Annotated in this window: 14 protein-coding genes; 6 read left to right on the top strand and 8 right to left on the bottom strand. The window is 62.7% G+C overall.

What is annotated here, in order from left to right; genetic code table 11:
- Positions 1 to 26 precede the first annotated feature (26 nt).
- Entirely contained in the window at positions 27 to 683 is a 657-nt protein-coding gene (locus FEV16_RS06080; protein ID WP_138166743.1) for an alpha/beta family hydrolase, read from the bottom strand.
- Positions 684 to 843: 160 nt separating this feature from the next.
- On the opposite strand from FEV16_RS06080, the gene FEV16_RS06075 reads away from it, so the two are divergent.
- From FEV16_RS06075 to FEV16_RS06050, 6 genes are all read left to right on the top strand, one after another.
- The gene (locus FEV16_RS06075; protein WP_138166742.1) at positions 844 to 1407 is read left to right on the top strand and encodes an HPF/RaiA family ribosome-associated protein; all 564 of its coding nucleotides are present in this window, start codon (positions 844 to 846) and stop codon (positions 1405 to 1407) included.
- Positions 1408 to 1416: 9 nt separating this feature from the next.
- Positions 1417 to 1860, top strand: coding sequence for an archease (locus FEV16_RS06070; protein ID WP_138166741.1), 444 nt, complete (start codon positions 1417 to 1419; stop codon positions 1858 to 1860).
- Positions 1861 to 1875: 15 nt separating this feature from the next.
- Positions 1876 to 3306 carry an RtcB family protein gene (locus tag FEV16_RS06065; protein ID WP_138166740.1) on the top strand — a complete coding sequence of 477 codons (1431 nt, stop codon included), beginning with the start codon at positions 1876 to 1878 and terminating at the stop codon, positions 3304 to 3306.
- A gap of 14 nt (positions 3307 to 3320) precedes the next feature.
- Positions 3321 to 4367 (top strand): phosphotransferase, encoded by a 1047-nt coding sequence (locus FEV16_RS06060; RefSeq protein WP_246657197.1) that lies wholly within the window; start codon positions 3321 to 3323, stop codon positions 4365 to 4367.
- A gap of 22 nt (positions 4368 to 4389) precedes the next feature.
- Positions 4390 to 5061, top strand: a complete 672-nt coding sequence (locus tag FEV16_RS06055; RefSeq protein WP_138166739.1) for a phosphoribosyltransferase family protein — start codon at positions 4390 to 4392, stop codon at positions 5059 to 5061.
- Between the two features lie 158 nt (positions 5062 to 5219).
- The gene (locus FEV16_RS06050; RefSeq protein ID WP_138166738.1) at positions 5220 to 5789 is read left to right on the top strand and encodes a L,D-transpeptidase; all 570 of its coding nucleotides are present in this window, start codon (positions 5220 to 5222) and stop codon (positions 5787 to 5789) included.
- Here FEV16_RS06050 and yidD read toward each other — a convergent pair.
- From yidD to pheT, 7 genes are all read right to left on the bottom strand, one after another.
- Positions 5786 to 6133, bottom strand: coding sequence for a membrane protein insertion efficiency factor YidD (gene yidD, locus FEV16_RS06045; protein WP_281404844.1), 348 nt, complete (start codon positions 6131 to 6133; stop codon positions 5786 to 5788). The two genes, FEV16_RS06050 and yidD, sit on opposite strands and share 4 nt — an antisense overlap.
- A 128-nt stretch (positions 6134 to 6261) precedes the next feature.
- Positions 6262 to 10440, bottom strand: coding sequence for a DNA-directed RNA polymerase subunit beta' (gene rpoC, locus FEV16_RS06040; RefSeq protein WP_138166736.1), 4179 nt, complete (start codon positions 10438 to 10440; stop codon positions 6262 to 6264).
- 179 nt (positions 10441 to 10619) lie between these two features.
- Positions 10620 to 14759: a DNA-directed RNA polymerase subunit beta gene (gene rpoB, locus FEV16_RS06035; RefSeq protein WP_138166735.1), complete on the bottom strand. Its 4140-nt coding sequence runs from the start codon at positions 14757 to 14759 to the stop codon at positions 10620 to 10622.
- Positions 14760 to 14946: 187 nt separating this feature from the next.
- Positions 14947 to 15330 carry a 50S ribosomal protein L7/L12 gene (rplL, locus tag FEV16_RS06030; protein ID WP_138166734.1) on the bottom strand — a complete coding sequence of 128 codons (384 nt, stop codon included), beginning with the start codon at positions 15328 to 15330 and terminating at the stop codon, positions 14947 to 14949.
- Between the two features lie 39 nt (positions 15331 to 15369).
- Complete coding sequence (gene rplJ, locus FEV16_RS06025) at positions 15370 to 15885, bottom strand: 50S ribosomal protein L10 (RefSeq protein WP_138166733.1); 516 nt, start codon at positions 15883 to 15885, stop codon at positions 15370 to 15372.
- Between the two features lie 516 nt (positions 15886 to 16401).
- A complete protein-coding gene (locus tag FEV16_RS06020) occupies positions 16402 to 16716 on the bottom strand; it encodes a hypothetical protein (RefSeq protein WP_138166732.1) in 315 nt (104 codons plus the stop codon).
- Positions 16713 to 19124 (bottom strand): phenylalanine--tRNA ligase subunit beta, encoded by a 2412-nt coding sequence (gene pheT, locus FEV16_RS06015; protein WP_138166731.1) that lies wholly within the window; start codon positions 19122 to 19124, stop codon positions 16713 to 16715. Before pheT ends, FEV16_RS06020 begins: the two co-directional genes overlap by 4 nt.
- Positions 19125 to 19162 lie beyond the last annotated feature (38 nt).

Genomic DNA, 19162 nt, shown 5'->3' with positions numbered 1-19162 from the left:
CCGTCATGCAAATTTCGGAAGTCGAACTAGTCATCCGTCGCGTCGCGAGTCGCGCCAAGATATTCGATAAACCACTTTGTCGCACGCTCGACGACGCTCTCCAATGTGCCTGGCTCCTCGAAAAGATGAGTGGCGCCCGGCACGATATCGAGACGGTTGCGGCATCTGAGCAGTTGCTGCGCGCTGCGATTGAGTTCGATGACGCCATAATCCAAACCGCCGACGATCAGCAATGTCGGCGCTTGGACGCGCCGCAGGGCGTCGCCCGCAAGATCTGGCCGGCCGCCGCGCGAAACGACGGCCGCGACGCGTGGCTTGTCCGCCGCGGCGACGGGCGCTGCTGCGGCGCCCGTGCTTGCGCCGAAAAGGCCTATCGGCAGCAGGGAAATTTCACTCTCGCCGCCAGCCCAGGCGACCGCTTCGATGACGCGCGCGCCAAGCAGTTCGATGTCGAAGACATTGCGGCGGAACTCGCCTTCCTCAGCGGTCAGCAGATCGAACAGCAAACAGGCGAATCCCTGCGCAGCAAGTCGTTCGGCGACATATCTGTTGCGCGGACTGAAGCGCGAGGAGCCGCTGCCATGCGCAAAAATGATGAGGCCGTGCGACGTTTGAGGCAGAAATAGCGACCCCTCGAGCCGCTGAGGCCCTATCACGACGTCGACCGTCCTAAAGCTCGCCATCTTTGAACCTCGGTCTTTAGAACATTTCAGCCTGGCTGATCCCTACTTGGCGTCCTACATGGCGTGGTTCTATGAATCTTCTATCTGGAGAAGCTGCTCAGTCCTCGCCATATTCCATTGAGGACGTTCGCTGTCCGTCTCAGCCTGGGAGGATTTGCACATGCAAACTCAGCCGAAGATCGATTTTCAAGGGGTTGAGCCTTCGTCCGACCGACAGGAAAAAATAATGCGTCTGATAGAAAAGCTCGAGGACCGCTACGGCCGTGCGACAGCCTGTCGCGTCGTCGTGAAAGGCCCGGGCGCGCATCATCGCACCGGAGGGCTTTATGAGATCAATCTGCATCTCGTCCTCCCTGACAAACGCGAGGTCGCGATCGAGCGCACGCCTCATCAGGATGAGAGATTTCAGGATTTCGATTTTGCGCTGAATGACGCGTTCAAAAGGGCGCGGCGCCGGCTGCAGGATCAGGTCCGGCGCATGCGCGGCAAGGTCAAATATCATGAGGCCGCGCCGACCGGCGTTGTGAAGAAAATGGTGGCCGAGGACGGCTACGGCTTTATCGAAGCGCCCGACGGTCGCGAGATCTACTTCCACCGCAACAGCGTCGAAGGGTCCGGATTTGACGCGTTGAAGCCCGGCGCGCGCGTCCGCTACAGCGAGGAGGAAGGCCGGGAGGGTCCGCAAGCGAGTCGCGTGACGCTACTTGACCGCGACGCCGCCTGATTTTTGGCGATGGCCACAACGGGCGACCAGGTCGCGACCGGACGCTGGGAGCATTTTCCGCATGACGCCGACATCGGCGTGCGCGGCTATGGCGCAAGTCCGGGCGAAGCCTGCGAGCAGGCGGCTCTGGCCATGATGGCCGCGATTGTCGATCCGGCGACTGTTCGGCTGAAGCAAGAGGTAGACGTCGATCTCGAAGCGCCGCGTCTCGATCTGCTGCTCGTCGATTGGCTTAACGCGCTCATATACGAGATGGCGGAGCGCCGAATGCTGTTTGGCGCGTTTGAAGTGAAAATCGACGACAATCACCTCAAAGGCCGCGCTTTCGGCGAAGCGGTTTCGCGGGCGCGACATGCGCCTGCCGTGGAAGCGAAAGGCGCGACCTACACCGAGCTGGCCTTCGTCGAGGATCGCCCTGGACTATGGCGAGCGCAATGCGTGATCGACGTTTAGCCGCGGAGGGTTGCGATGGACCTTTCCCGTTTTGAAAGGCTTTCGGACACGGCTTGGCGGATTGCGCCCTTCGGCGGAATGCGCGTGCCGGCCATCGTTTACGCAACCGAAGACCTCATGAGGGAAATGGACGACAAGGTCTTCGATCAGGTGACCAATGTCGCGAAACTTCCTGGCATCGTGCGCGCTTCCTACGCGATGCCCGACGCGCATTGGGGCTATGGCTTTCCGATCGGCGGCGTCGCGGCTTTTGACGCGGACGAAGGCGGCGTCGTGTCCGCCGGCGGCGTCGGCTTCGACGTCTCCTGCGGCGTACGCACGCATCTCACTCATCTCACGCGCGAGCAGGTCGTTTCGGTTCAGCAGGAACTTGCCGACGCGCTTTTTGAGCACGTTCCGGCGGGCGTCGGATCGGAGGGCGAAATCGCGCTCGACGAGCAAGCTATGAACGCCATGCTGCTCGGCGGCGCGCAATGGGCGATCGAGCGTGGCTTCGGCCGCGCGGAGGATCTTGAGCGCATAGAGGAGAGAGGATGCGCATCGGGCGCCGATCCCGCCGCAGTATCGGAACATGCGCGCAAAAGACAGCGCCGCGAAATGGGCACGCTCGGCTCGGGCAATCACTACCTCGAGGTTCAGGAAGTCGCCGAAATCTTCGATGCGAAAACCGCCGCTGCATATGGCCTCGTCAAGGGCGAGTGCGTCGTGACGATCCATTGCGGCTCGCGCGGCCTCGGCCATCAGATCGGCACTGAATATTTGCGCGATATGGTGATTTCGGCGCAAGAATACGGGATTGAATTGCCCGATCGTGAGTTGGCCTGCGCGCCGATCAAATCGGAACTTGGGCAGAAATATCTCGGGGCGATGCGATCGGCGATCAATTGCGCGCTCGCCAATCGCGAGATTATCGGACATCTAACGCGACAGGTCTTCGCCAGATTTTTTGAGCATGGAGAATTGCCGCTCATGTTTGACGTTTCACACAACACTTGCAAGGTGGAGCGCCATGCGATCGACGGTGAAACCCGCCAGCTTTTCGTTCATCGCAAGGGCGCGACGCGCGCATTCGGACCTGACCATGAGGGTTTGCCCGAGGCGCTACGGCCTTACGGGCAGCCGGTGATCATCGGCGGGAGCATGGGCGCGGGCTCTTATGTGCTGGCCGGCATGGAGGCGAGCGAGCGTCAGGCGTTTTCTTCGGCCTGTCATGGCGCGGGGCGCCGCATGAGCCGTCACGCGGCGACTCGCGCGTGGGGCGGGCGAAAGGTTGTGGACGACCTTCGCGCTCAGGGGATCATCATCAAGAGCCCTTCGTTGCGCGGAGTCGCTGAAGAGGCGCCGGGCGCATATAAGGACGTTCGCGCGGTTGTCGATTCTGCCGAGGCGGCAGGATTGGCGAGAAAGGTCGCCTTTCTGAAGCCGCTCATCTGCGTCAAGGGTTGAGAAGCGACGCGACGATGGACTCGCATAATCGAGCAAGCGCTGTTTGCGAGACGGAGTGTCCGTCAACCGCCGAGAAGGTTCGCTTTCTCAGCGCAACCGACGCCTATCCGCACGCTCCTACGTCGGTGGTCGTCCTCGAAACGCATATGTCCTATGTTTTTCTCGCAGGCGACAGGGTCTACAAGCTCAAGAAACCCGTCCGCTATCCTTTTCTCGACTTCTCGACGATCAAAGCTCGTGAAAATAATTGTCGCGAGGAGGTGCGCCTCAACCGCCGCCTAGCGGCCGATGTGTATTTGGGCATCGTCCCACTGACCTATCGCGTGTCGCGTGGCTTGTCGCTTGACGGCGACGGCGCCGTCGTCGACTGGCTCGTGGCGATGCGTCGTCTACCGCGCGAAGCGATGCTTGACCGGCTGATAAGCGAGGATCGCCTGACCGGCGCGCATATTGACGCGCTCTCCGACACGCTGGCGGATTTCTATCGCCGCGTGGAGCGCTCTTCGATCACCGCCGAAGACTATGTGCAGCGCTTCTTTCGCGAGCAGGAAAAGAATCGGGACATTCTGACGCGGCGTGATTTCGCGCTCGATCATGGCCGCACGCCCAACCTGCTTGATCTTCTCGACGCAAGACTCACAGCGAGTCGGTCGCTGTTGCAAGAGCGTGTCGTTCAGGGGCGCGTGGTCGACGGCCATGGCGATCTGCGCCCCGAGCACATCTGCTTTCAGGACCCCATCGCCATCTTCGACTGTCTGGAGTTTAACGTTGAGCTGCGCCAGGTCGATCCTTTCGACGAACTCGCTTATCTCGGCGTCGAATGCGCGCTGATTGGCGCGAAGATCCTTGGCCCCCAACTCGTCGACAAAGTGGCGCAGCGCCTCTCAAGCGATCCGCCGCGCGGGCTCGTCTCGCTTTACGCCGCCTGGCGCGCAACGCTGCGCGCGCGCCAATCCGTGGCGCATCTTCTCGATGACGCGCCCCGAGAACCGGCGAAATGGGAGCCGCTGGCGACGCGCTATCTCAATCTTGCGCAAGCGGCGCTCGCCGCCGACGCTTAGCTTAGGAAGGTGAGGCGACGCCATGTCCTTTTATGACCGCACCGACGCTGGACGCCGCCTTGCCGCCGAACTCGATAAATTCAAAGGCGAGGATGTTGTTGTCTTCGCTCTGCCGCGCGGCGGCGCGCCCGTCGCCGAGCCGATCGCGACTTCGCTGAACGCGCCGCTCGATCTCGTGCTCGTCAGAAAGATCGGCGTTCCCTTTCAGCCGGAGCTTGCAATGGGCGCCGTGGCGGATGGCGGCGATCCGGTCGTCGTGCGCAATGACGATGTGATCGCCATGGCCGATGTCAGCGAACAGGAATTTGAGGACGTGTGCGCGCGCGAGCTTCAAGAGATCGAACGTCGCCGCAGGCTCTATCTCGGAAACCGCGAACGGCCGGAAGTGGAAGGACATGTCGCCATCGTCGTCGATGACGGCGTCGCCACCGGCGCGACGACGCGCGCGGCGTTGCGCGCCGTTCGCGCGCGAGGACCGAAGAAGCTGGTGCTCGCCGTTCCGGTCGCGCCGCCCGACACGCTGGAGTCCTTAGCGCCCGAAGTCGATGAGATCGTCTGCCTCGAGATTCACCGCGCCTTCGGCGCGATCGGCTTCTTTTATCGGGATTTTCGACAGATCAGCGATGACGAAGTGATCGAGATCCTCGATCGATGCGCCAGAAATTTAGGTAGCGCGCCGAAGCCTGCCGCCTGAGCGCATCGAATGAAGTGTTGACGCCCTCATGCGCGCGCGGCGCTTGGCGCGCCGCTATGGCAGTGCGCGCTCTCGGCCTCTCGTGAGCACAAGATGCCGACCGGAAATCGGCCATAATCGCCAAAAAAGCTCTTTGCGCGGCTCTAGGGAGATCAGTCATGCGCAAGACAAGTGGATCAATCATTCTTGCCGCGCTTCTTCTCTCGGCGGCGCCGGCGCAGAGCTTCGATAGCCCTATCAACCGCGGTCCGCTTGCCGACTTTCTCAATGTCTTTCGCGAGCAAGCGATACCGCGGCAGGTCGTCTACTGGCGCCATCCGGAATATGAGCGCGGCACGGTTGTCATTTCGACAAAGAATCGACGGCTCTATTATGTGCTTGGCGGTGGACGAGCGGTCGAATATGGAGTCGGCGTGGGCCGGTTGGGCTTCACGTGGTCCGGCGTAAAGACGATTTCGAGCAAGCGCGAGTGGCCGGACTGGAGTCCGCCGCCGCAGATGCTTAAGCGCAGACCGGACCTCCCGCGCCATATGGCCGGCGGCATGGACAATCCGCTCGGCGCTCGGGCGCTTTATCTTGGTTCCAGCCAATATCGCATTCATGGCTCCAACGAGCCGGACACGATCGGCGCCGCCGTATCTTCGGGCTGCATCCGCATGACCAACAAGGACGTGGTCGATCTTTACAGCCGCGTTAAGGTCGGCACGAAAGTCGTCGTGCTCAACTAAGGGCGGCCGGAGTCCATCTTGCCCGCGGACTCGATTGCTTCGCAGACTGGACGCCGACGCCAGACGCCATAGCGCCAGGGCGTGAGCGGGTTCGCATCGGCGCGCAGCGTCTCGGGAACGGGGTCGAATCCCGCGCCGCCGCCAGGACGGCAACGGCAGAGGCGCGCGAAGCCCATCCAGCCGCCGGCCCATAGGCCATATCTGGCGATCGCCTCGTCGGCATATTCGGAGCAGGTGGGCGCGTAGCGGCAAAAGCGCCCCGCAATCATCGAGAAGGTGACGCGGTAGACGAGGATCAACGCGCGCGCCGCGCGGGCGGGCAAGGACGATAGGGAGGACACGATATCAATCTATGTTGTCGCTGCCCCTATCTGAAGGAAAATCGCTCTGTTCGTCGGAGACGATTCTCAAATGAAAAAGGCCGCCCGTTTCGGGGCGGCCTTTTTCAATTTCAGCGACCTGCTGCGTGAACTCACTCCGCCGGCGGCAGAGCCGGCGCGGGCTCGGCCGCTTCGGCGCGCTGCTCGATGATGAGCTCGTCGCGGCCGCCGGCGATGGAGCGGAACTTGGACATCGCCGCGCCAGTGCCGGCCGGAATGAGACGGCCGACGATGACGTTCTCTTTGAGACCAACAAGCGGGTCGATCTTGCCGTTGACGGCGGCCTCGGTGAGAACGCGCGTCGTCTCCTGGAAGGAGGCGGCAGAGAAGAAGGAGCGCGTCTGCAGCGAGGCCTTGGTGATGCCAAGCAGCACCGGCGTGCCTGTCGCAGGCTTGCCGCCGTTCTCGATCGCCTTGGCGTTCGCCTCTTCGAGCTCCAGCTTGTCGACCTGCTCGCCTTCGAGGAAGCCGGTGTCGCCCGGATCGACGATGTCGATCTTCTGCAGCATCTGACGCACGATCACTTCGATGTGCTTGTCGTTGATGTTGACGCCCTGCAGCCGGTAGACCTCCTGGATCTCATTGACGAGGTAAGCGGCAAGCTCCTCCACGCCCTTGATCGCCAGAATATCGTGCGGCGCCGGATTGCCGTCGACGATGTAATCGCCCTTCTCGACGACGTCGCCGTCCTGAAGGTGAATGTGCTTGCCCTTCGGGATCAGATACTCGACGGGTTCGGCGCCTTCCTCCTGCGGGACGATCGAGAGCCGCTGCTTGTTCTTGTAGTCCTTGCCGAACTGCACGACGCCGGAGATTTCCGCGATGATCGCGTGATCTTTCGGACGCCGGGCTTCGAACAGCTCAGCGACGCGCGGCAGACCGCCGGTGATGTCACGCGTCTTGGCGCTCTCCACCGAGATACGCGCGACAATGTCGCCGGCCTTTACCTTGCCGCCGGGCTCGACTGCGATGATCGAGTCGACCGGCAGCAGATAGCGGGCGTCGCCGCCGCGCGCCAACTTGGCGATTTTGCCATCGGCGCCCTTGATGACGATGGAGGGCTTCAAGCTCGCCGAGCGCAGGTTGAGGCGATAGTCCATGACCATGCGCTTGGCGATGCCTGTCGACTCGTCGACCGTCTCCGACATGGACTGGCCTTCGACGAGATCCTCGAAGCCAATCGCGCCATCGACCTCGCTGATGATAGGCCGCGTGTAGGGATCCCACTCGGCAAGGCGCTGGCCGCGCTTCACCTTGTCGCCCTCGTCGACCTTCATCTTGGCGCCATACTGGATGCGGTTCACCGCGCGCTCCTCGCCATTCGGGCCGAGGATCACGATGGCGACGTTACGCGCCATCACGATGAGGTCGCCGTCCGAGTTGCGGGCGAGATGGCGGTTGCGCACATGCACCTTGCCTTCGAAATTCGACTCGATGAAGGACTGGTCCGCAAGCTGCGCCGCGCCGCCGATGTGGAAAGTGCGCATGGTGAGCTGCGTGCCCGGCTCGCCGATCGACTGCGCCGCGATGACGCCGACGGCCTCGCCCATGTTGACCGGCGTGCCGCGGGCGAGATCGCGTCCATAGCATTTGGCGCAGACTCCGTTCTTGGCCTCGCAGGTCAGAACCGAGCGGATCTTCACCTCCTGAATGCCGGCGGCGTTGATCGCATCGACGTGCTGCTCCTGGATCATCTCGCCGGCGCGCACGATAACGGTCTTGCCGTTCTGCGACATCAGATCCTCCGCCGCGGTGCGGCCGAGAATGCGTGAGGTAAGCGAGGCGACGACCTGTCCCGCATCGATGATCGCGCGCATGCGGATGCCGTTCTCGGAGCCGCAGTCGGTCGACGAGATGATTGAATCCTGCGCGACGTCGACGAGGCGGCGCGTGAGATAGCCCGAGTTCGCGGTCTTCAACGCCGTGTCGGCAAGTCCCTTGCGGGCGCCGTGCGTGGAGTTGAAATATTCAAGAACGGTGAGGCCTTCCTTGAAGTTCGAGATGATCGGGCTCTCGATGATCTCGCCCGAGGGCTTGGCCATCAGTCCGCGCATCGCCGCGAGCTGCTTCATCTGCTGTGGCGAACCACGCGCGCCGGAGTGCGACATCATATAGATCGAGTTGATCGGCAGATCGCGGCCGTGCTCGTCTTTGCGCACCGCGGAGATGCGTTGCATCATCTCCTCGGCGAGCTTGTCGGTGCACTTCATCCAGGCGTCGACGACCTTGTTGTATTTCTCGCCCTGGGTGATGAGGCCATCGTTATACTGCTGCTCATATTCCTTGGCCGCGGCGCGCGTTTCGGAGACGATCTTCTCTTTGTTTTCCGGCACGACCATGTCGTCCTTGCCGAAGGAGATGCCCGCCTTGAAGGCTTCACGGAAGCCCAGCGCCATAATGCGGTCGCAGAAGATCACCGTCTCCTTCTGACCGCAGTTGCGGTAGACGGTGTCGATCATGTTCGAGATTTCTTTCTTGGTCATCAGTTTGTTGACGACGTCGAAGGGAATCTTGTTGTGCTTGGGCAACAACTGGCCAAGCATCATCCGGCCTGGAGTCGTGTCGAAAATCTTCGACACGCGCTTGCCTTTCTCGTCATAGGTCCAGGCGCGGCCCTTGATCTTGCTGTGCAGCGTGATCGCCTTGGCGGCGAGCGCGTGCTCGATCTCGCCCTGGCTCGCGAAAGCCATGCCCTGTCCGGGCTCGCCGTCGCGGTCGAGCGTCAGATAATAGAGGCCGAGAACGATATCCTGCGACGGCACGATGATCGGCTGACCATTGGCCGGATGCAGAATGTTGTTCGTCGACATCATCAAGACGCGCGCTTCAAGCTGCGCTTCGAGCGACAGCGGCACGTGCACAGCCATCTGGTCGCCGTCGAAGTCGGCGTTGAAGGCGGCGCAGACGAGCGGATGGAGCTGAATGGCCTTGCCCTCGATCAGCACCGGCTCGAACGCCTGAATGCCCAACCGGTGCAGAGTCGGCGCGCGGTTTAAGAGCACCGGATGCTCGCGAATGACCTCGTCGAGGATATCCCAAACTTCGGGCTTCTCCTTCTCGACGAGCTTCTTCGCTTGCTTCACGGTCGCCGAATAGCCCTTCGCGTCGAGGCGCGAATAGATGAAGGGCTTGAACAGCTCCAGCGCCATCTTCTTCGGCAAGCCGCACTGATGCAGCTTCAGCTCGGGACCGACGACGATCACCGAGCGGCCGGAATAGTCGACGCGCTTGCCGAGCAGGTTCTGACGGAAGCGGCCCTGCTTGCCCTTCAGCATGTCGGCGAGCGACTTCAGCGGACGCTTGTTGGCGCCCGTGATCACGCGGCCGCGGCGGCCGTTGTCGAACAGAGCGTCGACGGCCTCCTGCAACATGCGCTTCTCGTTACGGATGATGATGTCGGGCGCGCGCAATTCGATCAGCCGCTTCAGACGATTGTTGCGGTTGATGACGCGGCGGTAGAGATCGTTCAAATCCGAGGTCGCGAAGCGGCCGCCGTCGAGCGGCACAAGCGGCCTCAGATCCGGCGGAATGACCGGAACTTCCTTGAGGATCATCCATTCGGGGCGGTTGCCCGACTGAATGAAGGCCTCGATGATCTTCAGGCGCTTGGCGAGTTTTTTCGGCTTGAGCTCCGTCTTCGCCTCGGCGATCTCGATGCGCAAGCTCGCGGCAATGGCTTCGAGGTCCATCGACTCGAGGAGTTTGCGGATCGCCTCAGCGCCGATCATGGCCGTGAACGTGTCCTGGCCATATTCGTCCTGCGCGCGCAGATATTCCTCTTCCGAGAGCAACTGGCGCTCCTTGAGCGGCGTCAAGCCCGGATCGATGACGATGTAAGATTCGAAGTAGAGGATGCGCTCAAGATCCTTGAGCGTCATGTCGAGCAACAGGCCGATGCGCGAGGGCAGCGACTTCAAGAACCAGATGTGCGCGACGGGCGCGGCGAGCGAGATGTGGCCCATGCGGTCGCGCCGCACGCGCGCAAGCGTCACCTCGACGCCGCACTTCTCGCAGATGACGCCCTTGTATTTCATCCGCTTATATTTGCCGCACAGGCACTCATAGTCCTTGATCGGACCAAAGATGCGCGCGCAGAACAGACCGTCGCGCTCGGGTTTGAACGTGCGGTAATTGATCGTCTCGGGCTTTTTGATTTCGCCGAATGACCAGGAGAGAATCTTCTCCGGGCTCGCGATCGAAATCTGAATCTGGTCGAAGGCCTGCGTCGCCACGACCGGATTGAAGAGATTCATGACCTCTTGCTGATTCATGGTCTTCTCCTGGACCGGCGCGGCGGATAGGGCTTCTGGCCGTAATCCGCGCGCCGTAAAATCTCTATTCACGCCGTCATTGCGAGATGCGTAGCGACGAGGCAACCCAGAACAATGATCAAATCTCTGGATTGCGTCGCTTCGCTCGCAATGACGTCTTGCAGCTGCATCGGCAGGGATTACTCCGCCGCCTCTGCAGGCGCCGTCGGCGGCGCTTCCTCTTCCGGCGCCGCATTGGTCAGTTCGACGTTGAGCGCCAACGAACGCATTTCCTTGATGAGCACGTTGAAGCTCTCCGGAATGCCCGACTCGAAGGTGTCGTCGCCGCGCACGATCGACTCATAGACCTTGGTGCGGCCGGCGACGTCGTCCGACTTCACGGTCAGCATCTCCTGCAGCGTGTAGGCGGCGCCATAGGCTTCGAGCGCCCAGACCTCCATTTCGCCGAAGCGTTGCCCGCCGAACTGCGCCTTGCCGCCCAGCGGCTGCTGGGTGACGAGCGAGTAGGGGCCGATCGAGCGCGCGTGAATCTTGTCGTCGACGAGGTGATGCAGCTTCAGCATATAGATGTAGCCGACGGTCACCTTGCGGTCGAAGGTCTCGCCGGTGCGCCCGTCGAAGAGCGTCACCTGGCCGGAGGATGAAAGTCCGGCCTTCGCCAGCATGTCGACGATGTCCTTCTCGCGCGCGCCGTCGAAGACCGGCGTCGCGATCGGCACGCCGCGCTTCAAATCCTTGCCGACTTCGACGAGGCTCGTCTCGTCGAGCGAGGCGAGTTCCCGGTCGTCGCCGTAGATCTCAGTCAACGTCTTGCGCAAAGGCTTGACATCCTTGCTGCGATAATAGGCGTCGACCGCCTGCGCGACCTGCTTGCCGAGACCGGCGCAGGCCCAGCCGAGATGCGTCTCGAGAATCTGTCCGACGTTCATGCGGCTCGGCACGCCGAGCGGGTTGAGCACGATGTCGACGGGCGTTCCGTCCTCGAGGAAGGGCATGTCCTCCTGCGGCACAATGCGCGAGACGACGCCCTTGTTGCCGTGACGGCCGGCCATCTTGTCGCCGGGCTGAATCTTGCGCTTCACGGCGACGAAGACCTTGACCATCTTCATCACGCCGGGCGGCAGTTCGTCGCCGCGCTGCAATTTCTCGACCTTGTCGAGGAAGCGGTTTTCAAGCCCCTTCTTCGACTCGTCATATTGCTTGCGCACGGCTTCGATCGAGGCCATCAGCGCGTCGTCTTCGACGACGAAGGTCCACCACTGCGAGCGGGGATATTCGTCGAGGGTCGCCTGCGTCAGCTTATCGCCCTTCTTGAAGGACTTGGGGCCGGCGACGGCGACCTTGCCGATGAGCGTCTCGGAGAGACGCGCATAGACGTTGCGGTCGAGGATCGCGAGCTCGTCGTCGCGGTCCTTGGCAAGACGCTCGATCTCCTCGCGCTCGATCGCCTGAGCGCGCTCGTCCTTCTCAACGCCGTGGCGGTTGAAGACGCGCACTTCGACGATCGTTCCTTGCACGCCCGGCGGCACGCGTAGCGACGTATCGCGCACGTCGGAGGCCTTCTCGCCGAAGATGGCGCGCAGAAGCTTCTCTTCCGGCGTCATCGGGCTTTCGCCCTTAGGCGTGATCTTGCCGACGAGTATGTCGCCCGCCTGCACCTCGGCGCCGATATAGACAATGCCCGCCTCGTCGAGATTCTTTAAGGTCTCTTCGGAGACGTTGGGAATATCGCGGGTGATCTCTTCCGGACCGAGCTTCGTGTCGCGCGCCATCACCTCGAATTCATCGATGTGAATAGAGGTGAATACGTCATCCTTGACGATGCGTTCGTTGAGGAGGATCGAATCCTCGAAGTTGTAGCCGTTCCACGGCATGAAGGCGACGAGCACATTGCGTCCGAGCGCCAGATCGCCAAGGTCCGTCGACGGGCCGTCGGCGATGATGTCGCCCTTCTGCACGAGGTCGCCGACGCGAACGAGCGGCTTCTGGTTGATGCAGGTCGACTGGTTCGAGCGCTGGAACTTCATCAGCCGATAGATGTCGACGCCAGGCTTCGCCGGGTCGAGCTCTTCCGTCGCGCGGATGACGATACGCGTCGCGTCGATCTGATCGACAACGCCGGTGCGGCGCGCCGAGATCGCGGCGCCTGAGTCGCGCGCGACGATCGGCTCCATGCCGGTGCCGACGAGCGGCGCATCGGCCTTCACCAGCGGCACCGCCTGGCGTTGCATGTTCGAGCCCATCAGCGCACGGTTGGCGTCGTCGTTCTCAAGGAACGGAATCAGCGCTGCGGCCACCGAGACGAGCTGCTTGGGCGACACGTCCATCGCGTCGACCTTCTCTCGCGGCACAAGCATCACGTCGCCGGCGTGACGACAGAGCACGAGGTCTTCCGTCAAATTGCCGTTCTTGTCGACAGGCGCATTCGCCTGCGCGACGTGATATTTCGCCTCTTCCATCGCCGAGAGATAGGCGACCTCGCCCGTCACCTTGCCATCGCGCACGCGACGGTAAGGCGCTTCGATGAAGCCGTATTTGTTGACGCGCGCGAAGGTCGCGAGCGAATTGATCAGGCCGATGTTCGGACCTTCCGGCGTCTCGATCGGGCAGATGCGGCCGTAATGCGTCGGGTGCACGTCGCGCACCTCGAAGCCGGCGCGTTCGCGCGTCAGGCCGCCCGGACCAAGCGCCGAGAGACGACGCTTATGCGTGATCTCCGACAGCGGATTGGTCTGGTCCATGAACTGCGACAGCTGCGACGAGCCGAAGAACTCGCGTACGGCGGCCGCCGCCGGCTTGGCGTTGATCAGGTCCTGCGGCATGACCGTGTCGATATCGACGGACGACATACGCTCCTTGATGGCGCGCTCCATGCGCAGCAGGCCGAGGCGATACTGATTCTCCATCAGCTCGCCGACCGAGCGCACGCGACGGTTGCCGAGATGGTCGATGTCGTCGATTTCGCCGCGGCCGTCGCGCAGATCGACGAGCGCCTTGACGACAGCGAGGATGTCTTCGCGACGAAGCGTCCGCGTCGTGTCCGGCGCGTCGAGATCGAGGCGCATGTTCATCTTCACGCGGCCGACGGCCGAGAGATCGTAGCGTTCCGGATCGAAGAACAGCGAATGGAACATGTTCTCCGCCGTGTCCATCGTCGGCGGCTCGCCCGGGCGCATGACGCGATAGATGTCGAACAGCGCTTCCTCGCGGCTCGAATTCTTGTCGACCGCGAGCGTGTTTCGGATGTAGGGGCCGACGTTGATATGATCAATGTCGAGCACAGGCAGTTCGTCGAAGCCTTTTTCGATCAGCGACGGCAGCGTCTTGGCGGTGATCTCGTCGCCGGCTTCCGCGAAGATCTCCCCGGTGGCCGGGTCGAAGAGGTCCTGCGCGAGATATTGTCCGTAGAGGTCCTCGGGCGCGACGCGGATCGCCTTCACGCCCTTTTCGGCGAGCTGACGCGCGGCGCGCACGGCGAGCTTCTTGCCGGCTTCGAGAATGACCTGGCCGGTGTCGGCGTCGATCATATCGGCGACAGCCTTCACGCCCTTCAGACGTTCGGCGTCGAAGGGCATGCGCCAGTTCTCGCCGTCCTGCGTGTAGGGGATCGTCTTGTAGAAGGTCGAAAGAATCTCTTCGCCGTCGAGGCCGAGCGCAAACAGCAGCGACGTCACCGGAATTTTGCGGCGGCGGTCGATGCGCGCGTAGACGATGTCCTTGGCGTCGAACTCAATGTCGAGCCAGGAGCCGCGATAGGGAATGATGCGGGCGGCGAACAGCAGCTTGCCCGAAGAATGGCTCTTGCCCTTGTCGTGGTCGAAGAACACGCCCGGCGAGCGATGCATCTGCGAGACGATGACGCGCTCGGTGCCATTGACGACGAAGGTGCCGTTCGACGTCATGAAGGGCATGTCGCCCATGTAGACGTCCTGCTCCTTGATGTCCTTGACCGACTTCGCCTGCGTGTCGGGATCGACGTCGAACACGATAAGGCGCAGCGTCACTTTGAGCGGCGCAGCGTAGGTCATGCCGCGCTGGCGGCATTCGTCGACGTCATATTTCGGCGCTTCGAATTCGTAGCGCACAAATTCGAGCAGGGAGACCTGCGAAAAGTCGGAGATCGGAAAGACGGACTTGAAGACAGCCTGCAGCCCCTCGTCAGCACGGCCGCCTTTCGGCTCGTCGACAAGGAGGAACTGATCGTAGGAGGCCTTCTGGACCTCGATCAGATTGGGCATTTCCGCGGCTTCGCGGATATGTCCGAAGAATTTGCGGATGCGCTTGCGACCGGTGAACTTCCTCGCCGACGTCTGAGCCATGTCGCCTTTCGAGCCTCTTTCTTCATGAGGGCCGACCGTCCCGCTGCGAGAGGTCCCTTGCCCGTCAGGCGCTCTTCATTGCGGCGTGGGTTCCGCGTTCGTGAGCGCCCTTTTGTTTGTTGGCCGCAGCCCCGGCGCGCCGGGACTGCGGCAATCGCAGCGCCGCCATAAGCGGCGGCGGAAGGAATTACTTGAGTTCGACCTTGGCGCCGACCTTCTCGAGGGCGGCTTTGATCTTCTCGGCCTCTTCCTTGCCCGCGCCTTCCTTGAGGGGCTTGGGCGCGCCTTCGACCAGGTCCTTGGCTTCCTTCAGGCCAAGGCCGGTGATCGCGCGGACCTCCTTAATGACCTCGATCTTCTTCTCGCCGGCCGCAGCCAGGATCACGTTGAACTCGGTCTTCTCCTCGGCTGCCGGAGCGGCGGCTCCGCCACCCGCGCCAGGCGCGGCGGCGACGGCGACAGCGGCGGCGGCGGAAACGCCCCACTTCTCTTCAAGCATCTTGGCGAGCTCAGCCGCTTCGAGAACGGTAAGCGCCGAGAGGTCTTCGACGATCTTTTCCAGATTTGCCATGATAGACGTCCTTTGAATTTGGTTCTGCGTGATGGCCTCTTAGGCCGCGTCTCGGTTGGCGTAGGCTCCGAACACGCGCGCCAGCTTGGCGGCCGGCGCGGTGGAGAGCTGAGCGATCTTGGTCGCAGGCGCCTGGATGAGGCCCACGAGCTTGCCGCGCAGTTCGTCGAGGGACGGCATCGTCGCGAGCGACTTGACGCTGTCCGGATTCAGAGCAGTCTTGCCCATGGCGCCGCCGAGGATGACAAACTTGTTGTGATCCTTAGCGAAAGCCACGGCGACTTTCGGCGCCGCCACCGGATCGTCCGAATAGGCGATCAGGGTCGGCCCCTTGAGCAGGGGCGCGATGGAGGCGACGTCGGCGCCATCGAGAGCGATCTTGGCGAGGCGGTTCTTTGCGACCTGAACCGTCGCGCCAGCATTGCGGGCCTGCTTGCGCAGGTTTTGCAGCTGGGCCACGGTCAGGCCGGAGTAGTGAGCGACGACGACGACGCCAGTCTTCGAAAAGACTTCGCGCAACGCCGCGACCGCTTCCTGTTTCTCCGCTCTGTCCACGGTTGCTCTCTCTACTGGCGGGAAAATCCCGCCGGTTGCGACATGCCGCTCGCTTGAGGCGAGCGGCGCCGTAGATCCTGTCCCCGTCACGGGCGAGCCGCGGCGGTTGAAGGGGCGCGAACCAAATTCGAAGGACGCTTGCGGGGCGAGCCGGTTGCGCCTTTAAAATTCCGGTTTCCCCGTCTATGCAGGCCGCCTTCAAGACCGACGGATCGCTCCGTCTTCGATCGGGCTGATTGAGCCGCTTCAGGGCGTAAAGCCCCTTGCGCGCGCCGGCAGTCTCGGACAGGACATGGCCGGACAAGACACGAGGAAGAACCCCGGGTCCGCCGGCCTATCCACCGCCCTTTCCTAAGTCCTTGAAGCGACTTCGGTTCAGGCGGAAGCTCAAATCTGAAAACGGGGCCGCAGGTCGATTGGCCAGCCCCGGAGGGCCTTATTTAAGGGGGCCTGAGCGGTTTGCCAAGAGGCAAAAATCGTGTTTTTCGCTTTATTCAATGGCATTAACGCCGGCAATCACCGTCGTCCTGGCGTGAATTCCAAACGCATGCGGCCGCCGCGGCCATAGGACAGCTGGGTTCCTCCGAAGCGCGACGCCGCGCGGGAGGCGTGGCCCGAGCCTTTGCCGCCCCCGCCGCCTTCCGAGGCCATGCCGGGATAGGTTGCGCCGTGCTGACCCCGCGTCGGCCCAAAAGAGGCGAGGCAGCGGTTGTAGGCGTCGGCGTCCTGAATCTTCTCGCAGTCGGCGATCGATCGCGGCGCGGCGAGGGCGGGAACGGCGAAGGCGCTGAGCAGCATTGCGAGCGCCAGCGCATCATGGCGGTTGGTCATCCTCTGAGCGTCGCGCCGCATTTCTTTTCCGCCTCAGCTACGATTTTCTGCGCCACCGCCTCGATCTCTGTGTCGGTCAGCGTCTTCTCGCGCGGCTGCAAGGTGACGGCGAGGCCGATCGATTTTTTGCCCTCGGGAACGCCCTTGCCTTCATAGACGTCGAAAACGGCGACGTCAGCGATCAGGGTCCGGTCAGCGCTCTGCGCGGCCTTCACCAAATCGCCAGTCTGGCTGGCCTGATCGACGATGAAGGCGAAATCGCGTGAAACCGGCTGAAGATCTGAAATATCAAGTTTCGGCTTGATCTTTGTCGGCTTCGCCTTTGGGGCGGGGAGCGTGTCGAGAATGATCTCGAAAGCCGCGACCGGTCCCTCGACGTCCATGGTTTTCAGCGCTCGGGGGTGCAATTCGCCGAAATGGCCGACGATCGTCTTCGGCCCGAATTGCAGCGTCGCTGAACGGCCCGGATGAAACCATGGGGGGCCGCCTGAAACGATCTGCAAGCCGCCGGTCGGGACGCCGAGTGCGCCGAGCAGCGCCATCGCGTCTTCCTTGGCGTCGAATGCGCCTGCTTCGCGCCCACGCGCGGACCAGTGACGCCCAGCGCCGGCCAGTCCGCGCCGCACGCCCGCGGCCGCGATGCGCTGGCCGGTCTCGGCGGCGTCGAGAAAGATCTGGCCCACCTCGAAGAGGTTTTGATCGCCGAGCCCGCGTGCGGCGTTACGGCCGGCCGCCGCGACGAGACCAGGCAACAGGCTCGGCCGCATGTCGGAAAGATCGGCGGCGATCGGATTGGCGAGCGCCAGCGCCGACTTGCCGCCGCCAAACGCCTCCGCCTGCTCTTTGGAGACGAACGACCATGTCACCGCCTCGACGAGCCCCTGGCCGGCGAGCGCGCGGCGGGCGTTGCGGGCGCGCTTCTGCATCAACGTCAGCACCGGCGGCGCGACGCCGTCGGCGCGCGGCAGCGGCGTCGAAGGCACATTGTCGACGCCGATCAGGCGCACGACTTCCTCGACGATGTCGGCCTTGCCCTCAATGTCCGGGCGCCATGTGGGAACGGCGATGCGCGCACCCGCGCCAGACTTCTCAACGGTGAAGCCGAGGCGTTCGAGAATCACGATCGCTTGCGCGGGCTCGACGTCGATTCCGGCGAGACGTTTGATCTCGCCCCAAGGGAAATCGATGACGCGCGGCGTGCGAGGCACGGCGCCGGCGAGCGTGAGTTCAGACGGCTCGCCGCCGCAGAATTCGAGCACGAGTTGGGTCGCCAATTCGATGCCCGGCAGCGCAAAGGCGGGATCGACGCCGCGTTCGAAACGATAGCGCGCGTCGGTGACGATGCCGAGTTTGCGGCCGGTGTGCGCGATATTCATCGGGTCCCACAAGGCCGTCTCGATGAGCACGTCGGTGGTTGATTCATCGCAGCCGGACGCTTCACCGCCCATGACCCCCGCAAGCGACTCAGGACCATTGTCGTCGCAGATGACGACCATGCTCTCGTCGAGCTCATAGGTTCGCCCGTCGAGCGCGAGCAGCGTCTCGCCTTTCTTCGCGCGGCGCACGACGAGGTCGCCTTTCACCTTTTTCGCGTCGAAGACGTGAAGCGGGCGGGCGCGGTCGAAGGTCAAGAAATTGGTGATGTCGACAAGCGCATTGATCGGGCGAAGGCCGATCTCGCGTAAGCGCGCCTGCAGCCAGGCGGGGCTCTGAACGTTCTTGACGCCGCGCACGAGACGCAGGCCGAGGAAAGGCGCGAGATGCTTGTCTTCTTCTTTGAAGTCGAGCGTCACGCCGACGGGGCAGGGGAATTTGCCCTCGACCGGCAAAATGTCCTTGTTCTTAAGGACGCCGAGTTCCGCCGCGGCGAGGTCGCGCGCAATGCCGTAGACGCCGGCGGCGTCGGGGCGGTTGGGCGTCAGATTGATCTCGATGATCGGATCGTCGAGCCCGGCCCATTGCGCATAGACGGCGCCGACCGGCGCGTCCTCAGGCAGATCGATGATCCCTTCATGATCGTTGGAAAGTTCGAGTTCGGCCGAAGAGCACAGCATGCCAAGCGACTCGACGCCGCGGATGACGCCTTTGCCGAGCGTGATCTTCTTTCCGGGGATGTAAGTTCCCGGCGTCGAGAAGACGCTCTTCATGCCGGTGCGCGCATTCGGCGCGCCGCAGACGACCTGCACTGGCGCGCCCGTTCCCGTATCGACCATGCAGACGCGCAGACGGTCGGCGTTTGGATGCGGCTTCGCCTCGATCACCTTGGCGATGGTGAAGTCTTTCAGCAGCGCGGCGGGGTCATGCACATATTCGACTTCGAGGCCGATGCGCGTCAGCGTTTCGACGATCTCGCTGAGCGAAGCCGACGTGTCGAGATGTTCCTTGAGCCAGGAGAGGGTGAATTTCATTTGCCGCGAACTTTGAAGTTATCGAGCGCCGGCGCCAA

The sequence above is a fragment of the Methylocystis sp. B8 genome (genome assembly GCF_005771425.1).
Lineage (GTDB): Bacteria > Pseudomonadota > Alphaproteobacteria > Rhizobiales > Beijerinckiaceae > Methylocystis.
The sequence above is the reverse complement of the archived record's forward strand: the minus strand, read 5'-3'. Positions and strand labels throughout refer to the sequence as shown.